The following is a 1,408-nucleotide window of genomic DNA, read 5'->3' on the forward strand; positions in this document are numbered from 1 at the left end:
CCTCCCGTTGCAGATGCCGCGTCATCTGACGCGAGCCGTACCACGGCGACTCCAGAAATTGCCGGTCGATGAGCGCCATGAGCGCCAGGTTCTCCGCGCTTTCACCGCGCGGAGAATAATAGAGACCAGAGCGGGTCAATGACAGGAGGCTACATTGCCGGCGAATGCTCAGGTCGGGATGATCCTGCTTCACCGCTTTTTGCCTCCAGCACCGAGAATGAGACTGGAGGCTGCCGACAAAAAATCCCGCTCGATGACGAGCTGGCCAATCTTCGCATGCAACTTCTCAACCTCCTTCCCGGAGATTTCGGGTGCAACCGGCGCAGAACTGCCGAATGCCGCCGCCATGTTCTCGATCGCGGTGCGCTTCCAGCCGCTGATCATCGTCGGATGAATATCATACTTCTTGGCCAGCTCAGCCGTCGTCAGCTCCTCGCGAATGGCCTCAGGTTGAGAACCCATACAATGGCCTGAATTGTATTCGATTTCTCCCCTCCTGAATTGGTTTTTGGAGGTGCATTGCGATGAAAGGGCGCTTGTTCTGGCTCTCTGATGCGGCATGGGATGCCATCGAACCACATCTTCCGCATGGACAGGCGGGAAAGCCACGGGTGGATGATCGCCGCGTGATCTCCGGCATTCTACACGTCCTGAAGACGGGTTGCCGCTGGCGGGATGTGCCAGCGGAATACGGTCCGCCCACCACGATCTACAACCGGTATCACCGGTGGGCGCGACGGCGCATCTGGCAGAAACTCTTCGAGCGGATGGCCGGCGCCGGCCCCATTCCGCCGGAGTTTTCCATCGACAGCACACACGTAAAGGCCCGCCGCTCCGCCCAGGGCCAAAAAGGGGGGCCTGGGCGCAAGCGATTGGCGTCTCGCGTGGCGGAAGAACAAGCAAGATCCATTGTCTGGCCGATCATTGCGGGCGACCGGTCGCATTCGCACTGACGCTAGGCAATGTTGCTGACATCGCCATGGCCATACCCTTGCTGGAGACAGCAGGCTTTACCCGACGGCTCCTGGCGGACAAGGCCTATGATGCGGACAGTCTCAGGAACTGGCTCCGCTCCCGGAGAACGACAGCGGTCATTCCATCAAGCAAGGCGCGCCGCACGCCGTACCCTCTGGACCGCAAGGCCTACAGGAGGCGTAACGTCATCGAACGCCTTTTCTGCAGGCTGAAAAACTGGCGGCGGATCGCGACAACATACGATCGGCTGGCGCAGAACTTCCTGTCAGCTATCGCTCTCGTCGCTGTCGTAAGCGAATGGACCTGATTGAGTCCCCAACCAAGGGCCACCTTCGCCTTGAACTCAGCCGAATAGCGTTTCCGTGTCGTCATATTGCCCGTCCTTCATCAGGTGTGCGAGCTTAACGACTGGTCCGAATTTCCGGGACCACCT

At 59.5% G+C, this 1,408-nt stretch carries 2 protein-coding genes and 1 pseudogene; 1 reads left to right on the plus strand and 2 read right to left on the minus strand.

Annotated features, from left to right (window positions below):
• Both AC6A67_RS06850 and AC6A67_RS06855 read right to left on the minus strand, forming a co-directional pair.
• Positions 1-193 (minus strand): annotated as a pseudogene (locus AC6A67_RS06850) (IS3 family transposase); the annotation flags it as partial.
• Positions 190-462, minus strand: coding sequence for a transposase (locus tag AC6A67_RS06855; RefSeq protein ID WP_498035806.1), 273 nt, complete (start codon positions 460-462; stop codon positions 190-192). The gene AC6A67_RS06855 and the pseudogene AC6A67_RS06850, both read right to left, overlap by 4 nt.
• Before the next feature lie 62 nt (positions 463-524).
• Between AC6A67_RS06855 and AC6A67_RS06860 the strand changes: the two genes are divergently transcribed.
• Positions 525-1,282 (plus strand): IS5 family transposase gene (locus tag AC6A67_RS06860; protein WP_498035807.1). Its coding sequence is split into 2 segments (ribosomal slippage): positions 525-858 and positions 858-1,282, totalling 759 coding nucleotides; the frame shifts between segments, so codons are not numbered across the junction.
• Positions 1,283-1,408 lie beyond the last annotated feature (126 nt).

The organism is Camelimonas sp. FR25, assembly GCF_059740505.1.